Annotated in this window: 18 protein-coding genes; 4 read left to right on the top strand and 14 right to left on the bottom strand. The window is 39.6% G+C overall.

Going from position 1 to position 18,298, the window contains the following annotated elements; translation table 11 throughout:
• Window positions 1-107 precede the first annotated feature (107 nt).
• Window positions 108-1,424: a DEAD/DEAH box helicase gene (locus tag A379_RS02220; RefSeq protein WP_040725415.1), complete on the bottom strand. Its 1,317-nt coding sequence runs from the start codon at window positions 1,422-1,424 to the stop codon at window positions 108-110.
• A gap of 375 nt (window positions 1,425-1,799) precedes the next feature.
• On the opposite strand from A379_RS02220, the gene A379_RS02225 reads away from it, so the two are divergent.
• Window positions 1,800-2,258: a YaiI/YqxD family protein gene (locus tag A379_RS02225; protein WP_040725418.1), complete on the top strand. Its 459-nt coding sequence runs from the start codon at window positions 1,800-1,802 to the stop codon at window positions 2,256-2,258.
• Between the two features lie 42 nt (window positions 2,259-2,300).
• A complete protein-coding gene (locus A379_RS02230; RefSeq protein WP_040725421.1) occupies window positions 2,301-3,053 on the top strand; it encodes a VIT1/CCC1 transporter family protein in 753 nt (250 codons plus the stop codon).
• Window positions 3,054-3,083: 30 nt separating this feature from the next.
• On the opposite strand, the gene A379_RS02235 is transcribed toward A379_RS02230, so the two are convergent.
• The 10 genes from A379_RS02235 to amrB all read right to left on the bottom strand — a co-directional run bounded on the left by A379_RS02235 (window position 3,084) and on the right by amrB (window position 13,522).
• A complete protein-coding gene (locus tag A379_RS02235) occupies window positions 3,084-4,016 on the bottom strand; it encodes an ROK family protein (RefSeq protein WP_081696310.1) in 933 nt (310 codons plus the stop codon).
• Between the two features lie 20 nt (window positions 4,017-4,036).
• A complete protein-coding gene (locus tag A379_RS02240) occupies window positions 4,037-4,720 on the bottom strand; it encodes a bifunctional 2-polyprenyl-6-hydroxyphenol methylase/3-demethylubiquinol 3-O-methyltransferase UbiG (protein WP_040725423.1) in 684 nt (227 codons plus the stop codon).
• A gap of 47 nt (window positions 4,721-4,767) precedes the next feature.
• Complete coding sequence (locus A379_RS02245; RefSeq protein WP_369759588.1) at window positions 4,768-5,568, bottom strand: ferritin-like domain-containing protein; 801 nt, start codon at window positions 5,566-5,568, stop codon at window positions 4,768-4,770.
• A 152-nt stretch (window positions 5,569-5,720) separates the two neighbouring features.
• Window positions 5,721-6,077: a hypothetical protein gene (locus A379_RS02250; protein ID WP_040725425.1), complete on the bottom strand. Its 357-nt coding sequence runs from the start codon at window positions 6,075-6,077 to the stop codon at window positions 5,721-5,723.
• A gap of 114 nt (window positions 6,078-6,191) precedes the next feature.
• Entirely contained in the window at window positions 6,192-6,680 is a 489-nt protein-coding gene (locus A379_RS02255; RefSeq protein ID WP_040725427.1) for a DUF4149 domain-containing protein, read from the bottom strand.
• Between the two features lie 116 nt (window positions 6,681-6,796).
• On the bottom strand, window positions 6,797-7,273 hold the full coding sequence (gene greA, locus A379_RS02260; protein ID WP_040725429.1) for a transcription elongation factor GreA: 477 nt from the start codon (window positions 7,271-7,273) through the stop codon (window positions 6,797-6,799).
• Between the two features lie 100 nt (window positions 7,274-7,373).
• Entirely contained in the window at window positions 7,374-10,589 is a 3,216-nt protein-coding gene (carB, locus tag A379_RS02265) for a carbamoyl-phosphate synthase large subunit (protein ID WP_040725431.1), read from the bottom strand.
• Window positions 10,590-10,607: 18 nt separating this feature from the next.
• Window positions 10,608-11,741: a glutamine-hydrolyzing carbamoyl-phosphate synthase small subunit gene (carA, locus tag A379_RS02270; protein WP_040725432.1), complete on the bottom strand. Its 1,134-nt coding sequence runs from the start codon at window positions 11,739-11,741 to the stop codon at window positions 10,608-10,610.
• Window positions 11,742-12,116: 375 nt separating this feature from the next.
• Window positions 12,117-12,692: an AmmeMemoRadiSam system protein A gene (gene amrA, locus A379_RS02275; protein WP_040725433.1), complete on the bottom strand. Its 576-nt coding sequence runs from the start codon at window positions 12,690-12,692 to the stop codon at window positions 12,117-12,119.
• Window positions 12,689-13,522: an AmmeMemoRadiSam system protein B gene (gene amrB, locus A379_RS02280; RefSeq protein ID WP_040725434.1), complete on the bottom strand. Its 834-nt coding sequence runs from the start codon at window positions 13,520-13,522 to the stop codon at window positions 12,689-12,691. Before amrB ends, amrA begins: the two co-directional genes overlap by 4 nt.
• Before the next feature lie 75 nt (window positions 13,523-13,597).
• On the opposite strand from amrB, the gene amrS reads away from it, so the two are divergent.
• Window positions 13,598-14,686: an AmmeMemoRadiSam system radical SAM enzyme gene (amrS, locus tag A379_RS02285; protein ID WP_040725436.1), complete on the top strand. Its 1,089-nt coding sequence runs from the start codon at window positions 13,598-13,600 to the stop codon at window positions 14,684-14,686.
• A gap of 13 nt (window positions 14,687-14,699) precedes the next feature.
• Here the strand turns inward: amrS and A379_RS02290 are convergent, their stop codons facing one another.
• Window positions 14,700-15,212, bottom strand: coding sequence for an NlpC/P60 family protein (locus A379_RS02290; protein ID WP_051144931.1), 513 nt, complete (start codon window positions 15,210-15,212; stop codon window positions 14,700-14,702).
• Between the two features lie 312 nt (window positions 15,213-15,524).
• Here A379_RS02290 and msrA point away from each other — a divergent pair, with 312 nt between their 5' ends.
• A complete protein-coding gene (msrA, locus tag A379_RS02295) occupies window positions 15,525-16,862 on the top strand; it encodes a peptide-methionine (S)-S-oxide reductase MsrA (protein WP_040725439.1) in 1,338 nt (445 codons plus the stop codon).
• Between the two features lie 100 nt (window positions 16,863-16,962).
• Here msrA and A379_RS12980 read toward each other — a convergent pair whose 3' ends face one another.
• Both A379_RS12980 and dapB read right to left on the bottom strand, forming a co-directional pair.
• Window positions 16,963-17,235, bottom strand: a complete 273-nt coding sequence (locus tag A379_RS12980) for a hypothetical protein (RefSeq protein WP_051144932.1) — start codon at window positions 17,233-17,235, stop codon at window positions 16,963-16,965.
• Between the two features lie 237 nt (window positions 17,236-17,472).
• The gene (gene dapB, locus A379_RS02305; RefSeq protein ID WP_040725441.1) at window positions 17,473-18,273 is read right to left on the bottom strand and encodes a 4-hydroxy-tetrahydrodipicolinate reductase; all 801 of its coding nucleotides are present in this window, start codon (window positions 18,271-18,273) and stop codon (window positions 17,473-17,475) included.
• Window positions 18,274-18,298: the final 25 nt, after the last annotated feature.

Consider the following 18,298-nt stretch of genomic DNA (forward strand, 5'->3'; position numbering starts at 1 on the left):
AAAGAAAACACCTTTACAAACTCAGCACACCTGGTAAGAAAATATACAGGCCTGGTAACAGGCAAGTTTGTCATACAAATGAGCGGTAAAACGTTACTTAAATCTTATTATGATTTATTTGTATTTGTCTGCCCACTATGACGACTGCCAGGTTTATTACCTCGATTACCTTGAGGATTATGACCACTGCGGCTATCACCTGAACGCTGACCATCTTGATGGTTTACTTTGGGTTTTTTAGGCTTTTTTGGTTTCTTTGGTTTTGGGTTTAATCTTGATTGTTTAAGAGGATGAGTCGGTACATAACCTTCAATGGTTCTGCGTTCTAACAGCTCACCAATTAATCGTTCAATATCAAACAGTAACTTATCTTCTTCAGAACAGACTAAAGAGATGGCTTCACCACTCGCCCCAGCTCGCCCTGTTCTGCCTATACGATGCACATAATCTTCAGGCACATTAGGCAGATCATAATTCACCACATGGGGCAGTTGATCAATATCTAAACCTCGAGCGGCAATATCGGTCGCCACTAACACACGAATCGCACCTGACTTAAAGTCGGCCAAAGCTTTGGTGCGAGCAGACTGGCTTTTATTACCATGTATTGGCGAAGCCGTAATACCAATAGCATTTAATTGTTTAGTAATACGGTTCGCACCGTGTTTGGTTTTACTAAAAACTAACACCTGCTCCCAATTATTATCCACAATCAAATCAATCAAGAGTTTGGTTTTATGACCTTTATCTACCGCATAAATCCATTGTTCAATTTTCTTGACGGTACTGTTTGGAGGGGTAACCGAAACTTCCACTGCATTACGCACAAAACCTTTAGCCAACTCACGAATTTCAGGTGAAAACGTAGCCGAAAACAATAAAGTTTGGCGGTTTTTGGGCAGTAACTTCATAATGCGTTTTAAGTCATGAATAAAGCCCATATCCAACATTCTATCGGCTTCGTCTAATACCAAAAACTCTAGCTGATTAAATTTAATCGCATTTTGGCTATGTAAGTCCAATAAACGCCCTGGGGTAGCAACCAGCACATCTACACCGCGTCTTAAACGTTGCATTTGCGGGTTAATTTTAACGCCACCAAACACCACGTCAGAACGCAAAGCGGTATGTTTACTGTATTGATAAACGCTTTCTTGAACCTGTGCGGCAAGCTCTCGTGTTGGCGTAAGAACTAAGGCACGCACTTGATTGCTCTGCGGACGTTCGCCAGTTAATAAACGCTCTAACATCGGTAAAGTAAAACCAGCGGTTTTACCTGTCCCTGTTTGAGCAGCAGCCATAACGTCTTTACCCTCTAAAACAGGGGGGATCGCTTTTTCTTGAATGGGTGAAGCTTTACTGTAACCAAGTTCTGTTACCGCTTGTAAGATAGGTTCTGACAAACCTAGAGAGGAAAAATCCATAAAATTACTCTTTGCTGATTGGCAAAGAAAAGTAAAGATTCTTACGATATTTGCCAGAATTGAATTGAGCGGGTAGCTTACCTTATGAGCCCCGATAAAGCCATACAAAGCCGCTACAATACCTTGTATTATTCCCAAACCTTATTACTTTAAAACAGACTTTACCAGGCCTAGTAAGTCTTAATTTTGATTAACCTGTACTCTATAGCAAGGTACGCTATGCTAGAATCTTGATATTATTTAACCAATAGAGACCTTTGCACGAGTCGATGAACATATAAAAACGGCTATAATCCTCTATCTTCAGGCTAAAAAATTCTATCTCGTTTTTCTTACGTACCTGACTCGTGCAAAGGTCTCCAATAGAAGAAATTTATGAAAATATGGGTTGATGCCGATGCTTGTCCAGCCGTAATAAAAGAGACCATATTCAGAGCCGCAACTCGAACACAAACCTTAACGACCTTAGTTGCCAATCACACTATGCGAATACCCCCCTCTCCCTGGATAAAATTTCAGCAAGTACAATCTGGCTTTGATGTGGCGGATAACAAGATTGTTGAACAACTGAATGCAGGCGATTTAGTCATTAGTAGCGACATCCCTCTGGCTGCCGAAGCGATTGAAAAAGGCGCTATTGTATTAAGCCCTAGAGGAGAATTATATACAGTGGCCAATATTCGAGCTCGACTGAATATGCGAGATTTTATGGAATCTTTACGCAGTACAGGAGTCGATATTGGTGGCCCAAATGCTTTAAATCAAGCCGATCGGCAGGCTTTTGCTAATCAGCTTGATAAATATTTGACCCAAAACAAACCGCCAAAGACTTAATCTTAATCGTTAAAAATCGCTAACCAACTATCTGGATATAACATGAAAAAGAGCCCTCTAGAAGACCTTGAATTAGAACACTTACCAGAGGTGATTGCGCAACGATTGGATGCACCACAAAAAACCCAAAATATTTCAGACGCCGTTCTCGGAGCGATTGATGGTTGTGTGACCACCTTTGCAATTATTGCAGGTGCGATTGGAGCTGGTTTTTCTGCTTCGGTTGCCTTAATTTTAGGTTTTGCCAATCTGTTTGCCGACGGTTTTAGCATGGCCGTCAGTAATTATGAAGCGAATAAAGCGCAACAAGAATTTATTGAAAGTGTCCGTAAAACGGAAGCGGAACATATTCAAAAAATACCTAAAGGTGAACGTGAAGAAATTAGACAAATTTTTCAACGTAAAGGATTTGAAGGCGATGTGTTAGAAAAAATTGTTAACACGATTACTCAAAATAAAAACCTTTGGATTGACACCATGCTGCTTGAAGAACACGGCCTACAAATCCAGACTCAAAACCCTATCAAAGCCGCATTAACCACCTTTGGTGCCTTTCTATTAGTGGGTGCAATTCCATTAATTCCATTTTTTATATCGGCAATCACCATCAATCAGCAATTTATCTTGAGTGCTATATTCGCTGGCATGATGTTTTTTATGATTGGCATGCTCAAAAGTATGGTATTTGCAAAACCTATATTTCTTTCTGGAGTACAGACCTTAGTAACGGGCGGTGCGGCTGCCAGTCTGGCTTTTATAACAGGCTATCTTCTTAGAACTCAATTTGGAATTTAAATAAACATTTCAGTTTGATTTTGTGAAACTTTATAACCAGGCAGCTCCTCTAACACCGCTAGCGTCGCCATGCATTGGTGGAGCCAGCTTGGTATTCACCTCATCACTAAATACCCATTTATGCCAAATTTGGGGTACATCAACATATAATCTTTGTACATTAGACATACCACCACCCAAAACAATCACATCTGGGTCTAATACATTGATGACACTCGCCAAACCTTTTGCCAACCAAACGGTGTAATCAGCCAGCATTTGTTCAGCGTGTAAATCCCCCTGTTGAGCCAATGCCACAATTTCCTGAGCCGTTATTTGTTTATTTGTACGTAAAGCAAAATGTGCTTGCAAACCACTGCCCGACAAAAAGGTCTCATTACAGCCTTGTAAACCGCAATAACAATCCATTGCCGTATCATCCGATGCCATCCACGGTAAAGGATTATGCCCCCACTCTCCGCCAATGGCATTAATACCATTCAGAACGTTTCCGTTAATGACAACACCACCACCGCAGCCTGTACCAATAATAACGCCAAAAACCGAATCTACACCCTGGGCAGCCCCATCAGAAGCTTCTGATAACGCAAAACAATTAGCATCATTCGCTAACTTAACAGGTCTGGTTAAAGCCCTTTGTAAATCACCCTGCAAGTCTTTATCAATCAAGCAAACCGAATTTGCGTTTTTGATTCGACCTGTTTTAGAGGAAATCGCTCCTGGGATGCCTACTCCTACCAGGCCTGGTAAAAATTTTTTGTATTCTTTAGCAAGCGCTTGTTCTGCATTAAGCACTAAGTCACTCACCGCTCTAACCGTGGCTAAATAGTCACCTTGAGGTGTAGCGATACGTTTTTGATAAATAATTTTAGAAACTTTTGGCATCGAGCTTTTAGAAACAAATAAACCGATTATTTCAATTTTTGTACCGCCTAAATCAATACCAAACCGAATTTCGCCCATAACACTATCGCCTTTTACACTTATTCTTCAGTCAGTTTTCTTAAATAGATTGTAAAATCATTTTCTAGATAGCCTTCAATCAAAACGACCTCATCGACAAAACTCGCACAAAAATGCTCTATCTCATTCGGTAAAAAACTCTGTAAGTCAAAACGACTTTTTACCCACGCATTTTGGCTATTTAATAAATTAAAGGCGACCCCTTTCTTACAAATTTTATACATCGCCATAATGACCGATTTAGCGTAGTTTCCTTGAAATTCAGCAGTGCCTTCAATTTCTGTTTCAACAACCTCATTTAAAGCACCCGATAGAAAAACATAATCAAATTGATTATCCGTAAAGCCTAATTCAGATAATTCACCCTCTAAAATAGTCTTCTGAGGATGCATTGATTGCGCACCACGCACCATATCAGGCGAAACATCGATTCCTGTATAGTCTGGAAAGTAATTATTACGTTCTAAATAGCCCACTAAATCTGCAAAACCGCAACCCACATCTAATAATGACCAGGCCTGGTGTTTGAGTGTTTTGGGAGAAGGTAAGATTTCTATGAGTTTTTGAAAACGAATTTCTTGTATTTCACGACTGCTCCAATACAACGCTTGAGGTTGATATCCATACCGTTCTACTGAAACTTTATGACGGGTTTGAATTCGTAAACGTTGTTTTTTTGAAAGACGTAATAATGAATCTTGCATAAAATGATTGCTCACTGAATAAAGCTAAAATGCATTAGTAAAATGCATTAAGAAATCGATTTGAGCCAACTGATTTCTTCATCAGAAAAGCCCGCTTGTTGACGTGCTTCAAAATTAAAAGGTCCACGTAAATCGCCATGAAAATAATTTTCAATAATATGCTGAAACTCATTAAATGGATTTAAATTACGCTCTTTACACAAGTAACGGAACCAACGAGTACCCACTTCTACATGACCAATTTCATCACGTAGTAAAATCTTTAGGATTTCAACACCACGTTTATCGCCAATAGAACGTAATTTACTAATCATAGGTGGTGTTACATCTAAACCACGAGCTTCTAGCGTTCTTGGCACCAATGCCATTCTAATAAGTGGATCATGATCCGTTTCGTAAGTAGTCATCCATAAACCATCATGGGCAGGCATATCGCCATATTCATAACCCAAACTATTCAAATGCTCTCTCACCATCTGAAAATGATAAGACTCTTCACCAGCCACACCTAACCAATCACGATAATATTCATACGGCATATTTTGAAAGCGATAAATTGCATCCAAGGCGAGATTAACCGCATTAAACTCAATATGTGCAATAGAATGCATCAGTGAGGCATGTCCCTCATTAGATCCTAAACGGCGTCTTGGTAGTTCTTTTGGAGGCACCAGTTCAGGCTTATCTGGTCTTCCAGCATCGGGCACTCGTTCTATGGTTTGAGTGGGAGACAGTTCAAATACATCATTAGACCAATCTTCTTGTAATTGAGAAAGCATAGTAACTTTACGGTTTAAATCTTTCTCCATCAGACAGTTAAAAACAGATTTAAATAGATTTTGTGACATAGAGACTCTTAGAATAAATAGTTATGTGAAGTTAGAACTGGTTATTAATCTTACTCTAACAGAACAAGATAAAAGTGAGACTTGAAAACAGAAGGCATTAAAACAAAAAAACCGGCCAAGAGCCGGTTTTTTATACAAGGTTTACAACCAAATTAACGGTAGTAAGAAGCTTGTAAGAATGGAACACCTTTGAACTGTTTTGCATCAACAGCATCAAATAATTTAGCCCATTTTGCACGATCTTCTGGAGTCATAACTGAAGATGGGTTTACACCAATCGTTTTGTCACCGTATTTAGCTTCGATTTTTGCTAGTTCAGCCATACAAGTCGCTACATCTGTTTTTTGTTCAAAAGCTCTAGCTGCTGTAGAACCTTCTTTTTTCGCAATTGAAATTATATTTTCAGCATCAGAAATACACTGACCATAAACGTCATCTGCAGCTTGTGTGTTCATTGACATTGCCGCAATTGCAGAAATGAATAATGCTTTTAGTGTTAACTGTTTCATTAATTAAACTCCGAAGTTTTTATTTGTCGCTTTAACTCTTCAATTTTGACGGTTTTCATACTAAATTGCAACCTTATTTGAATTAGAAAATAATGAAATGCTTATAAACATTTTTTATCTCTGTTCTCCCAAGACTTTCAGACTCTTGGCTGATTTTAAAATCGCAACAATTAACACAATAATTACAAGTAGATAAGCCACCTGGTAAACACCATGTAAAGCAGCAAACTCAGGCCAATCAATAGAATCCTTACTTAACCCCATAGGGTAATTTTGTTTAATTGCACTCATCCAAGGAGAGATTACCCACAATAAGATAGCCAATATAGATAGTAAAAAAATATTTTGCCAATAAAATCTCAAACCCAATTTTAAAACAAACTGCCAGCCTAAAAGTAAAGTGAGAAAGAATAAGGATATATAGCCCGATATAACAAATAATACACCAGCAATATCTCCAGCCCCCTTAGAGTCCAAGTTAGCAAATAGAACAGGGGTAACTAGATAACCTACAACAATGAAGAGTGTTGCTAAAAACGTAAATACAAACTGACTTAACGCAAAATAAAACGACTCTCTTTTATAAAAAGGCAAAGTTAACACAATTCACTTCTCCACTCTGACATCACTCTACTATAAAGTAAAAGCAAAAATGATAAAAAAAACCAGGCAAAGTCATTTGACCAGGCCTGGTTATTTGTAACAGAAATACTTAAATACTAGATATATTGAATTTCAATAATTTCATAATCAATATTGCCACTTGGTGCTTGAACAATCACCTCATCCCCCTCTTCTTTACCAATTAAGGCACGGGCAATGGGCGAATTCACAGAAATTTTATTCGCTTTAACATCAGACTCTTCGTTACCCACAATTTTGTAAGTTAACTCTTCGTCTGTATCAATATTTAACACTGTAACGGTTGCGCCAAAAACAATTTTTCCACCAGGGTTCAACTTGGTTACATCAATAATTTGGGCATTAGAAAGTTGAGCCTCAATTTGACTAATTCGAGCTTCAGCTAAACCTTGCTGTTCACGGGCGGCATGATATTCTGCATTTTCCTTTAAATCGCCATGCTCACGCGCATCAGCAATAGCCTGAGTGATACGTGGTCTATCTTCTTTTTTAAGCTTATTTAATTCTGCTTGAAGTGCATCAGCACCTTCTTTTGTCATAGGATGTTTTTGCATAACACCTTATCCTTTTTTGTCATTTTGATATTTACATAAACGTAAAACGCCAAAGCCTAATTTAAATTAGACTTTGGCGTTAGGGCAAACTGCTTAAAATTTAGTGCAAGTCTTGCAAACGAGTTACAGGCTGATCATCTAAGTGATCCATTGCCGCAACCATAGCAAAAGCACCAGCAATTGTCGTTGTATAACACGTTTTGTGCATCAGTGCTTCACGACGAATTGACGATGAATCCTGAATACTTGTAGAACCGTCAGATGTATTCACTATTAACGCAATTTCTTCGTTAACAATCGAATCAACAATATTTGGACGCCCTTCTGTTACTTTGTTTACAGCTTCACACTCAACGCCAGCTTCTTTTAATGAAGCCGCCGTACCACGTGTTGCAACAACGTCAAACCCTTTAGCAATTAACTGCTGAGCTAAACCAATTACACGTTCGCGGTCTGCTTTACGTACTGATAAAAAGGCTTTACCAGAACGTGGTAGAACCGTTCCAGCGGCTAAAGACGCTTTAGAGTAAGCTTGGGCAAAACTTGTACCTACACCCATAACTTCACCCGTCGACTTCATTTCTGGCCCAAGAATCGGGTCAACACCCAAGAATTTAATAAATGGGAATACCGCTTCTTTAACAGAGTAATGGTCTGGATTCACTTCTTTAGTAAATCCTTGGTCTTTTAACTTTTGACCCACCATACAACGCGCTGCAATTTTAGCTAAAGGGTGACCAATTGCTTTAGATACAAAAGGGACTGTACGTGATGCACGAGGGTTAACCTCAAGCACATAAATATCGTCGCCCTTCACGGCAAACTGTGTATTCATTAGACCAACTACACCTAATGCGTGTGCCATCTTTTCAACTTGCACACGAATACGATCTTGCACTTCATCTGAAATACTATACGGAGGCAATGAACAAGCTGAATCACCCGAGTGAATACCCGCTTGCTCGATATGTTCCATAATGCCACCAATCACAACCTGCTCACCATCGCAGATTGCATCTACATCTAATTCAACCGCATCATCTAAGAAACGATCTAGTAATACTGGTGATTCATTAGAGACATCAATAGCCGCTTGCATATAACGCATTAAGTTGGCTTCATCATAAACGATTTCCATACCACGACCACCCAATACATAAGATGGACGAACAACCAGTGGATAACCAATCTCCTTGGCTAAGGCCGCTGCTTCACCTGCGTTACTTGCTGTACGGTTAGGTGGCTGAAGAAGGTCATTATCGTTAAGAATTTTTTGGAAACGTTCACGGTCTTCAGCTAAATCGATTGATTCTGGAGAAGTCCCTACAATAGGAACACCTGCCGCTTCTAAATCTTCTGCTAATTTAAGTGGCGTTTGACCACCATACTGAACAATCACACCCTTAGGTTTTTCAACTTCAACAATTTCAAGCACGTCTTCTAGCGTCAATGGCTCAAAATAGAGACGGTCAGAAGTGTCGTAATCAGTAGAAACCGTTTCAGGGTTACAGTTAACCATAATCGTTTCATAACCATCTTCACGCATCGCCATTGCAGCATGAACACAACAGTAGTCAAACTCAATACCTTGCCCGATACGGTTTGGCCCACCACCTAAAATCATGATTTTTTCACGATCGGTAGGATTCGCTTCACACTCTTCATCGTAAGTTGAATACATATAAGCAGTAGAGGTTTCAAACTCTGCCGCACAAGTATCAACACGTTTGAAAACAGGACGAACATTTAGAGTATGACGGAACTTACGAACAAACGCCGCATCCGTATCTAACAACTTAGCTAAACGGTTATCAGAGAAACCTTTACGCTTTAAATTACGTAGGTAAGTTTCATCAAGAGCATCTAAACCACGCTGTTTGATATCATCTTCCATATCAATCAGCTCTTTAATTTGTGCTAAGAACCATGGGTCAATTTTACAAATATCAAAAACAGTCTCTAAATCCCAACCAGCACGGAAAGCATCAGCCACATACCAAAGACGCTCAGCACCTGGGTTACGCAGTTCTTGACGTAACTTGTCTTTAATCTCTTTCTCTTCCATGGTTGCCAATGGCATGATTTCATCAAAACCAGACTTATCCGTTTCTAAACCACGTAATGCCTTTTGAACTGACTCTTGGAAATTGCGCCCCATTGCCATAACTTCACCAACCGACTTCATTTGAGTAGACAGACGGTTTTGTGCTTGTGGGAACTTTTCAAATGTGAAACGAGGAACCTTCGTTACCACATAGTCAATGGTTGGTTCAAACGAGGCGGGTGTTGCCCCATTAGTAATATCGTTAGACAACTCATCAAGTGTATAGCCCACTGCCAATTTGGCTGCAATTTTTGCAATCGGGAAGCCAGTCGCTTTTGAAGCCAAAGCCGATGAGCGAGAAACACGCGGGTTCATTTCAATGATAATCATACGGCCAGTATCTGGATGAATAGAGAACTGAACGTTTGAACCACCTGTTTCTACACCAATCTCACGCAATACCGCTAAAGAAGCGTTACGCATGATTTGATACTCTTTATCCGTTAGCGTTTGCGCGGGAGCAACGGTAATTGAATCACCAGTATGCACACCCATTGGATCTAAGTTTTCGATTGAACAAACAATGATAGAGTTATCGTTTTTGTCACGAACCACTTCCATCTCATACTCTTTCCAACCTTCAATCGACTCTTCAATCAAAAGCTCTTTGGTTGGTGAAAGGTCTAGACCAAATTTACAGATTTGCTCAAATTCATCTTTATTGTAGGCAATACCACCACCAGAACCACCTAAAGTGAATGATGGGCGAATGACAGTAGGAAAACCAACCTCTGCTTGAATTGCCCACGCTTCTTCCATATTGTGTGCAACATCCGATTTTGGCATATCTAAGCCAATCTTAGTCATCGCTTGACGGAAACGGTCACGGTTTTCGGCTTTATCAATTGCATCCGCCTTAGCACCAATAAGCTCAACGCCATATTTAGCCAATACACCTTTTGCATCAAGGTCTAATGCACAGTTAAGCGCTGTTTGGCCACCCATTGTTGGCAAAATAGCATCTGGACGCTCTTTGGCAATGATGGCTTCAACCGTTTTCCACTCAATTGGCTCGATGTACGTTGCATCAGCCATATCAGGGTCGGTCATAATGGTGGCGGGGTTAGAGTTTACTAAGATGACACGGTAGCCTTCTTCTTTAAGCGCTTTACACGCCTGAACTCCAGAGTAATCAAATTCACATGCTTGCCCGATAATAATAGGGCCAGCACCAATAATCATAATACTTTGTATATCACTTCTTTTTGGCATTCTACTTCCTACTATCGGTTACGCGTTTTTGGCGTTTTTCATGTTATCAATAAACTGGTCAAATAAAGGCGCAACATCATGCGGACCAGGACTTGCTTCAGGGTGACCCTGGAAGCTAAATGCAGACTTATCTGTACGTGAGATACCTTGCAAAGAACCATCAAATAACGATTTATGCGTGGCTTTTAGGTTTGCAGGTAAGGTATCACCATCTACTGCAAAACCGTGGTTCTGAGAAGTAATCATTACTTTCTTAGTATCCATATCTTGCACAGGGTGGTTAGCACCGTGGTGCCCAAATTTCATTTTTACAGTTTTAGCGCCACTTGCTAAGGCAAGTAATTGGTGACCTAAACAGATACCAAACACTGGCACTTCCGTTTCTAATACTTTTTGGATAGCTTCAATAGCGTAATCGCATGGCTCTGGATCACCAGGCCCATTTGATAAAAATACGCCATCTGGATTCATAGCTAAAACGTCTTCGGCGGGTGTTTTTGCTGGTACTACAGTGAGTTTACAACCACGGTCTGCAATCATGCGCAGGATGTTACGCTTAACGCCATAGTCATAGGCAACAACATGAAAACCATCATTTGCTGAACAATCAGCATGCCCTTCACCTAAAGCCCATGAACCTTCTGTCCAAACATAGGTTTCTGGGGTAGTCACTTCTTTGGCTAAATCTAAACCTTTTAGACCACTAAACGCTTTAGCTTTTGCTACGGCCTCTTCAGCGTTAATTTTGTCACCCGCAACAATTACACCAGACTGAGCACCCTTATCACGTAAAATACGCGTTAGTTTACGAGTATCAATATCAGCAATTGCCACGACATTTTGCTCTTTTAAATATTCAGGCAGTGTTTTTTCAGCACGGAAATTACTCATCACTGGTGGGCAGTCTTTAATAACCAGACCTTGCGCCATAATGCTAGGAGACTCTTCGTCTTCCGCATTCACACCAACGTTACCAATATGCGGGTAAGTTAATGTAACGATTTGTTTGAAGTAAGAAGGATCGGTTAAGATCTCTTGGTATCCTGTCAACGAGGTGTTAAAAACTACTTCACCTGTTGTTTCCCCTTCCGCACCGAGTGAGGTTCCCCAAAAAAGGGTACCATCTTCTAAAGCCAGCAAAGCCTGTGTCATTTATATATCCATCCAAAAGTGTTTTGAAATTATCTCAGTGAGTTCGCTACAGTCTCCTGCAAAACGCTCAGTAATTTGCAAAATATTTACGGCACATACAAAAAAACGGAGCCAGCCTCCCTGAGAAGACTCACTCCGTTTCTTAGTTGCTAAATGAACTGAATCATCCCCGCTAAATACTCCGTAAATTGCAATTAACTATTTAATTTCAGTCGCAAAAATCAATAACGCGGATTGTACTGTAAAAGCGAACTAATGTCTATATGAAAAACCGCATATCCTCGGGTTTTATTGAGTTTTTTTCAATCCACATCATGGAGTGTATTTTGACCCGTAAATGCAACCCTTCTAATGTATAAACCGCTTAAAAATAGATTAGATATTTACCCAATCATTTTCATAGGAGTCAACAAAATAACGAGAACACTGTATAGAATCTGACCAACTTAAAATCCCTGCTTTACGCATTAAATAATCTACAAAGAGCTGCTTATCCTCAATCTGATTCCAAACCGAGGGTAAAAAAGTCGCTCTTCGCATCCCATCAGTGATAATCAAGCCATCTTTAAAAGGTTCCAATTGCTCAATCAAACCTGACTTGCTATCACATCCCATTATCACCTCAGGTTGAGATAATATCGAAATTTCCAAATTTAACCCATCTGTTTCTAAAGCAGATACAGGATTGAAGCGTGGGTCTTGAAAAGCCGCCGCATAGGCATTGTAAATCACATCATCATATAAACTTCGGGTTGCCTCCAAAGTTCCAATACAACCGCGCAACTGTTGTTGCAGATGCAATGTAACAAATGTAGCAGCCATATCTTTAAAAGGCTTCTGTTGTTTTAGCTCGGTTTCAGGCAAAACCATACTACCTTGTTCAATACCATTTTTTATAGTCGTTTTGGCTAGCATAAAAAGCTGGTAAACGTCAGCATTATTCAATCTCATTTAACACGCCCTTTACCATCTTCATAGATTGCCCAAGCCCCATAACCGACAACACGCTCTTTATCCCCAGCTGTGTCACCTGAATTTAATAATGCAACTCTTTCGATATTAACATTCTGACCTGGTAGATTTTCTGAAATATACTTTAAGACACCCTGAATACCCAAATATCCACAAGCACGTTCTCCGTTGAGAGCTTGCCAGTCGCCAACATCAATCATTTCAGCTGTTTTCTGATCAATCTTTTTGGCTATCTCATAAGAATGAAAATGACTTAAATCACTACTAATAATAAAATACACACCCTCTCGTTTCCAAAGATATGAAACGAGCTGAGCAACCTCTTGAGCAGAAACTCGACCATTTAATAAAGGTAACACTTTAGCGTCAGGAATAATTTTTTGAATAAATGGTAGCTCCACTTCAAGACTGTGCTCTTGGGCATGAGCAAAATCTGAAACACTTATAAAATCAAATTCATCAATGAGCTCTGTTCGTAAGTCAGAATCCACTTCACAATTACCTAAAGGCGTCGCCATTGCCTCGCTTGAAATAGTAGCCACTCCTTCAAAGGCAACACGGTGTGCAGGGCCAATAATTACCACGGTCTTAATTTGTTCATGATTCTGCCAAAGCCGCACGCCTTGGTATGCGGCGTAACCAGAATACACATAACCTGCGTGCGGTAAAATCAATGCTCTAGGCACCTCTTTTCTTTCAAGTTCAACCTGTTCAGCCAAAGCAAGCTGACAAGATTCCATAAAATGTAGAATCTCTGAAGCTGAATTAGGATAAAACAGGCCAGCTACGGCAGGCTGTCTAACATTCATTACTTTTTCCTTGAATAATAATAAGTTACCTCTATATATAAGAGTATATTCAGAAATTTCAAGAGTAACTTAACAATGAAAAACATTGACCTTAATGAGCCGTCAATCATTCCCGTGGAACACTGGCATCCATTAGAAAATGGATTGATTCAATGTGATTTATGCCCACGAGAATGCCAATTACATGAAGACCAAAGAGGTTTTTGTTTTGTACGCGGACGCAAAAACAATCAAATGTGGTTAACATCTTACGGGCGTTCAAGCGGCTTTTGTATTGACCCTATTGAAAAGAAACCCCTTAATCATTTTCTGCCTGGTTCATCGGTACTTTCATTTGGAACAGCGGGTTGTAACCTAGCTTGTAAATTCTGCCAAAACTGGGATATGTCTAAAGCCAGAGATATGGATAGACTACTCGACCAAGCTTCACCTGAAATGCTGGCGGTAGCGGCTCAAAAACACCACTGTGATTCTGTGGCCTATACCTACAATGACCCCGTTATTTTTTATGAATATGCTATAGATACGGCTGAAGCCTGTCATGAAAAAGGGGTTAAAAACATTGCGGTAACCGCTGGCTATATTAGCCAACAGCCGCGTGAAGCGTTCTTTAAAGCTATGGATGCCGCCAATATTGATTTGAAGGCTTTCAATGAGCGTTTTTATCAAAAACTGACTGGGGCAAAAATTCAACCTGTACTTGATACCATTGAGTATGTTGCCCAAGAGACTAATACCTGGCTTGAACTGACTACCTTATTAATACCAGGTGAAAATGACTCGGAAAAAGAGATTACCGAAATGTCAGAGTGGATTTTAGAGCACTGCGGTGCAGATGTACCCATTCACTTTACCAAATATCACCCAGATTACCGAATGATGGATAACCCTGCTACCCCATTCTCAACATTGGAAAAAGCACGAAAAATCGCCATGAATACGGGGTTAAACTATGTTTATACGGGCAATGTAACTGACCCTGATGGTCAAGCGACCTACTGCCCTCACTGTGGTCAAAAAGTGATTGAACGCCATTTTTATGAAATTACCAATTGGCAAATAGAAGACGGCTGTTGCAATAAATGCCAGACCCCCATTGCAGGTGTATTTGATAAAAAACCAGGCACATGGGGAAATCAGCGTTTACCCATTCGATTAAGTTAATCTAACAACGTTTTTAATACATACGCTTTGAAAGGTAATAATTTTGTTTCCAATAAACATTATCCAAGCTAGAAATGGTTACCCCTTTACTGCTTGAGGCATGTACAAATTGAGATTTACCGATATAAATCCCGTTATGTAATGATGTTTTTCCTGTTTTAAAAAACACAATATCACCGACTTTAAGATTGTGTTTAGCCACCTTTACACCTTGTTTAATCTGCGTTCTTGTCGTTCTTGGTATAGAAAGCCCTAACTTAGAACGATAGGTGTTTTGCACAAAGGCTGAACAATCAACACCGTCTTTAGTTGTTCCGCCATATTGATATGGTGTACCTTTCCACTGATTGTATTGCGACAAAATTAAAGACTTTACTCTATGGGTTTGAGACAAATCGACTGGCTTCGCTAATTTGGCTAATGACGTCGTTCTCACTTGTTTATTTGGTGTTCCAGAACAACCTGTCAAAAAAACAACAATAAAACTGGCCAATAAAAGCCCGCTTAACGATACCGTTTTTTTCATTCTCACATTCGCCATAACAACTCTCACTTTTACTCAATTAAACCAAATTAACCAGTAGAAACAATTAATTACAAACCAAAACCCTATAATTAAACTTTTAACAATTCTTTTTACCAGGCCTGGTAAATTGACATTTTTCACTCAATTACCAGATGAATAGCAAACTAAAGGCCAATATAATTAATGAAAAACAATCAACCTCAATCCAAATTATGGATAAAGTATGAATATGAGAAAATTTGAGAAAGAAATTTCGAGATAAGCTATCTATATAAATAACAGCAGTGATAAATAACTTAACAAGGAATTCCAATGAGAAGACCACAAATTTACAAAATCTCTTTTTCAAAGTGGCTTATTGCCTTTCTACTCCCTTTTACACTGAGTTTACAAAGCTGCGCTAAGGAGCCAGAAATGACCAATCAAAATGAAACGGTTAACAGTACCATTGAAAGTAAATCGATTGTTTTAGGCATGGGTTGTTTTTGGGGAGCCGAAAAACGACTTTCTGAAGTAAACGGTGTTATTGATGTCGAAAGTGGCTACGCAGGTGGCGATGATATAAATGCAGGCTATCAAGATGTACTCGGTTTGGAACAACGGATTCAAATGGGACTTTCTACAAAACGCAATCATGCCGAAGTGATTAAAGTTACCTACAATCCATCCATGGTTGAGCTAAAAACCATCTTGATTAAGTTTTGGGAAAACCATAACCCTACGCAAGGTAATCGCCAAGGTAACGATGTGGGTACCAATTACCGAAGTGCCATTTATTATCAAACTGATGATGAAAAATCGCTGGCTGAAGAGACCAAAAAAGTGTATCAACAAGCCTTGAGCAAGGCTGGCAAACCTGAAATTACCACTGAAATTGCGCCATTGAAGAACTACATTTCCGCAGAAGAATACCACCAAGACTATCTACAGAAAAACCCAAACGGCTACTGTGGACTTGGCGGAACAGGCGTTGCTTATCCTGGGTCAGAAACCAAAACACATCCTAGACTGGAGGCCAGCAGCTTGAATAAAGAAAGACAATTGATTGTCTTTGAAGCGGAAGACTGTCCTTATTGTGAGAAATTTAAAAAAGACATCCTAAACACTTGGAAAGCAGAAACACCCATTATTGCTACTCTTAACCCGCAAGCACCAGAGAGCTGGAAACTACAAAAAGCACTGTTTGCCACACCAACGATTGTGCTCTTTGAAAATGGAAAAGAGGTCTCACGTTACACAGGGTATAACGGTGATAAAAGTCGTTTTTGGAAATGGTTAGGTTTTAGATTGCTAACACCTGAACAAAGAAAAATCGCCTTTGAAGAAGGTACTGAAATGCCCTTTACAGGTTCACATCTCGATGAAACCAGGCCTGGTTACTTTGTTGACCCAATTACTGGCGCCAACCTTTTTAGAAGTGATACCAAATTCAAAAGCGGTACTGGCTGGCCAAGCTTCTTTAATCCAGTAGAAGGAGCAATCACTGAACATACTGATAATAGCCTTGGCATGTCTAGAGTGGAAGTACGTAGTGCCAGCTCAGGCATCCACTTAGGGCACGTATTCAACGATGGCCCTGCTCCAACTTATAAACGCTATTGCATTAATGGTAATGTTTTAAAATTTGTACCTGATGAACCTACCAAATAAAAACTTTTGAGGCTGAAATGAAGCTGAAATAATATGCACAAAAAAGGCCAACCCATTTAAATGGGCTGGCCTCTTGTTTAACTAAACCATACTTAATAATTTATTTTTTCTTAGACTTCTTCGATTTTTTTGCTGATTTTTTTGCTGATTTTTTCGCTTTTTTGACTTTTTTAGCTACTTGCTTTTTAGCGACTTTTTTCTTTAACGCTTTTTTCTGACTTTTCTTTTTAGCGGTTTTTTTCTTGTCGGCTTTTTTAGCCTCTTTTTTAGCAGACTTCTTAGCTGCTTTTTTCTTAGCTAATTTTTTCTCTAACTTCTCTTCTGCTTTTTTAGCTGCTTTCTTGTCTGTTTTTTTCTTAGTGTCTTTAGCCATTTCTTGCCTCTTTCTCACATAGTATTTAAGCAAACCCAAACAGTCTACCGTTTAAAGAAAGCAAAGTATAACAAATCATCTTAAAACAACCAATAGTTATATTTTATTACCTTTTATTCAAAATACTTTAAAGTTACCAGGCCTGGTAAGTTATAAAATCCACATAAAAAAGGCGCTCAAAAATGACTCTTGAGCGCCCTTTAATAAAGCTAATTTTTAACAATATTTTGCAATAACTTAACGCAGATTTAAAACATCCTGCATATCAAACAAACCTTTGTCTTTGCTTGCAATCCAATTACAAGAACGCGCTGCTCCGTTGGCAAAGGTCATACGGCTAGAGGCTTTATGGGTAATTTCTACACGCTCACCTTCAGTGGCAAATAGCACCGTATGGTCTCCCACAATGTCACCTGCACGTACCGTAGCAAACCCAATAGTATTTGGATCACGAGCACCTGTAATGCCTTCACGACCATAAACCGCACACTCTTTAAGGTCACGCCCTAAAGTTTCAGCGACTACTTCACCCATTCTTAATGCCGTACCAGATGGTGCGTCGACTTTATGACGATGATGCCCTTCAATCACTTCAATGTCGTAGCCTTCGTTAAGCACTTCAGCGGCTTGTTTAAGCAGTTTTAAACAGAGGTTAACACCCACGCTATAGTTGGCTGCAAAAATCACCGCAATGCTTTCGGCTGCTTTATCAATCGCCGCCAGACCAGCTTCATCAAATCCCGTTGTCCCTATCACGATTTTTTTATTGTGCGCAACACAGACTTCTAAGTTATGTACCGTGGTTGCAGGTGTAGTGAAGTCAATCAATACATCAAAATCATCCACTACCGATTCAATACTACCTTCGATTCTAACACCAAGCTTACCTACACCAGCTAACTCACCCGCATCCGCGCCAATAAGAGAACTATCTGGGCGTTCAATAGCCGCACTTACCGTTAACCCTTGCGTTTGATTTACCGCATCAATCAGGTTTTTACCCATACGACCTGAAGCTCCAATAATGGCTACTCTCATGTTTATGTTCCTTTCAGTTTTTGTG

The sequence above is a fragment of the Thiomicrorhabdus sp. Kp2 genome (assembly GCF_000478585.1).
GTDB lineage: Bacteria > Pseudomonadota > Gammaproteobacteria > Thiomicrospirales > Thiomicrospiraceae > Thiomicrorhabdus.

Excerpts from the sequence above, each read along its gene's own strand:
- A379_RS02220 (WP_040725415.1), bottom strand. The coding sequence starts at position 1,424 with ATGGATTTTTCCTCTCTAGGTTTGTCAGAACCTATCTTACAAGCGGTA.
- A379_RS02225 (WP_040725418.1), top strand. The coding sequence starts at position 1,800 with ATGAAAATATGGGTTGATGCCGATGCTTGTCCAGCCGTAATAAAAGAG.
- A379_RS02230 (WP_040725421.1), top strand. The coding sequence starts at position 2,301 with ATGAAAAAGAGCCCTCTAGAAGACCTTGAATTAGAACACTTACCAGAG.
- A379_RS02235 (WP_081696310.1), bottom strand. The coding sequence starts at position 4,016 with ATGGGCGAAATTCGGTTTGGTATTGATTTAGGCGGTACAAAAATTGAA.
- A379_RS02240 (WP_040725423.1), bottom strand. The coding sequence starts at position 4,720 with ATGCAAGATTCATTATTACGTCTTTCAAAAAAACAACGTTTACGAATT.
- A379_RS02245 (WP_369759588.1), bottom strand. The coding sequence starts at position 5,568 with ATGTCACAAAATCTATTTAAATCTGTTTTTAACTGTCTGATGGAGAAA.
- A379_RS02250 (WP_040725425.1), bottom strand. The coding sequence starts at position 6,077 with ATGAAACAGTTAACACTAAAAGCATTATTCATTTCTGCAATTGCGGCA.
- greA (WP_040725429.1), bottom strand. The coding sequence starts at position 7,273 with ATGCAAAAACATCCTATGACAAAAGAAGGTGCTGATGCACTTCAAGCA.
- carB (WP_040725431.1), bottom strand. The coding sequence starts at position 10,589 with ATGCCAAAAAGAAGTGATATACAAAGTATTATGATTATTGGTGCTGGC.
- carA (WP_040725432.1), bottom strand. The coding sequence starts at position 11,741 with ATGACACAGGCTTTGCTGGCTTTAGAAGATGGTACCCTTTTTTGGGGA.
- amrA (WP_040725433.1), bottom strand. The coding sequence starts at position 12,692 with ATGAGATTGAATAATGCTGACGTTTACCAGCTTTTTATGCTAGCCAAA.
- amrB (WP_040725434.1), bottom strand. The coding sequence starts at position 13,522 with ATGAATGTTAGACAGCCTGCCGTAGCTGGCCTGTTTTATCCTAATTCA.
- amrS (WP_040725436.1), top strand. The coding sequence starts at position 13,598 with ATGAAAAACATTGACCTTAATGAGCCGTCAATCATTCCCGTGGAACAC.
- A379_RS02290 (WP_051144931.1), bottom strand. The coding sequence starts at position 15,212 with ATGAAAAAAACGGTATCGTTAAGCGGGCTTTTATTGGCCAGTTTTATT.
- msrA (WP_040725439.1), top strand. The coding sequence starts at position 15,525 with ATGAGAAGACCACAAATTTACAAAATCTCTTTTTCAAAGTGGCTTATT.
- A379_RS12980 (WP_051144932.1), bottom strand. The coding sequence starts at position 17,235 with ATGGCTAAAGACACTAAGAAAAAAACAGACAAGAAAGCAGCTAAAAAA.
- dapB (WP_040725441.1), bottom strand. The coding sequence starts at position 18,273 with ATGAGAGTAGCCATTATTGGAGCTTCAGGTCGTATGGGTAAAAACCTG.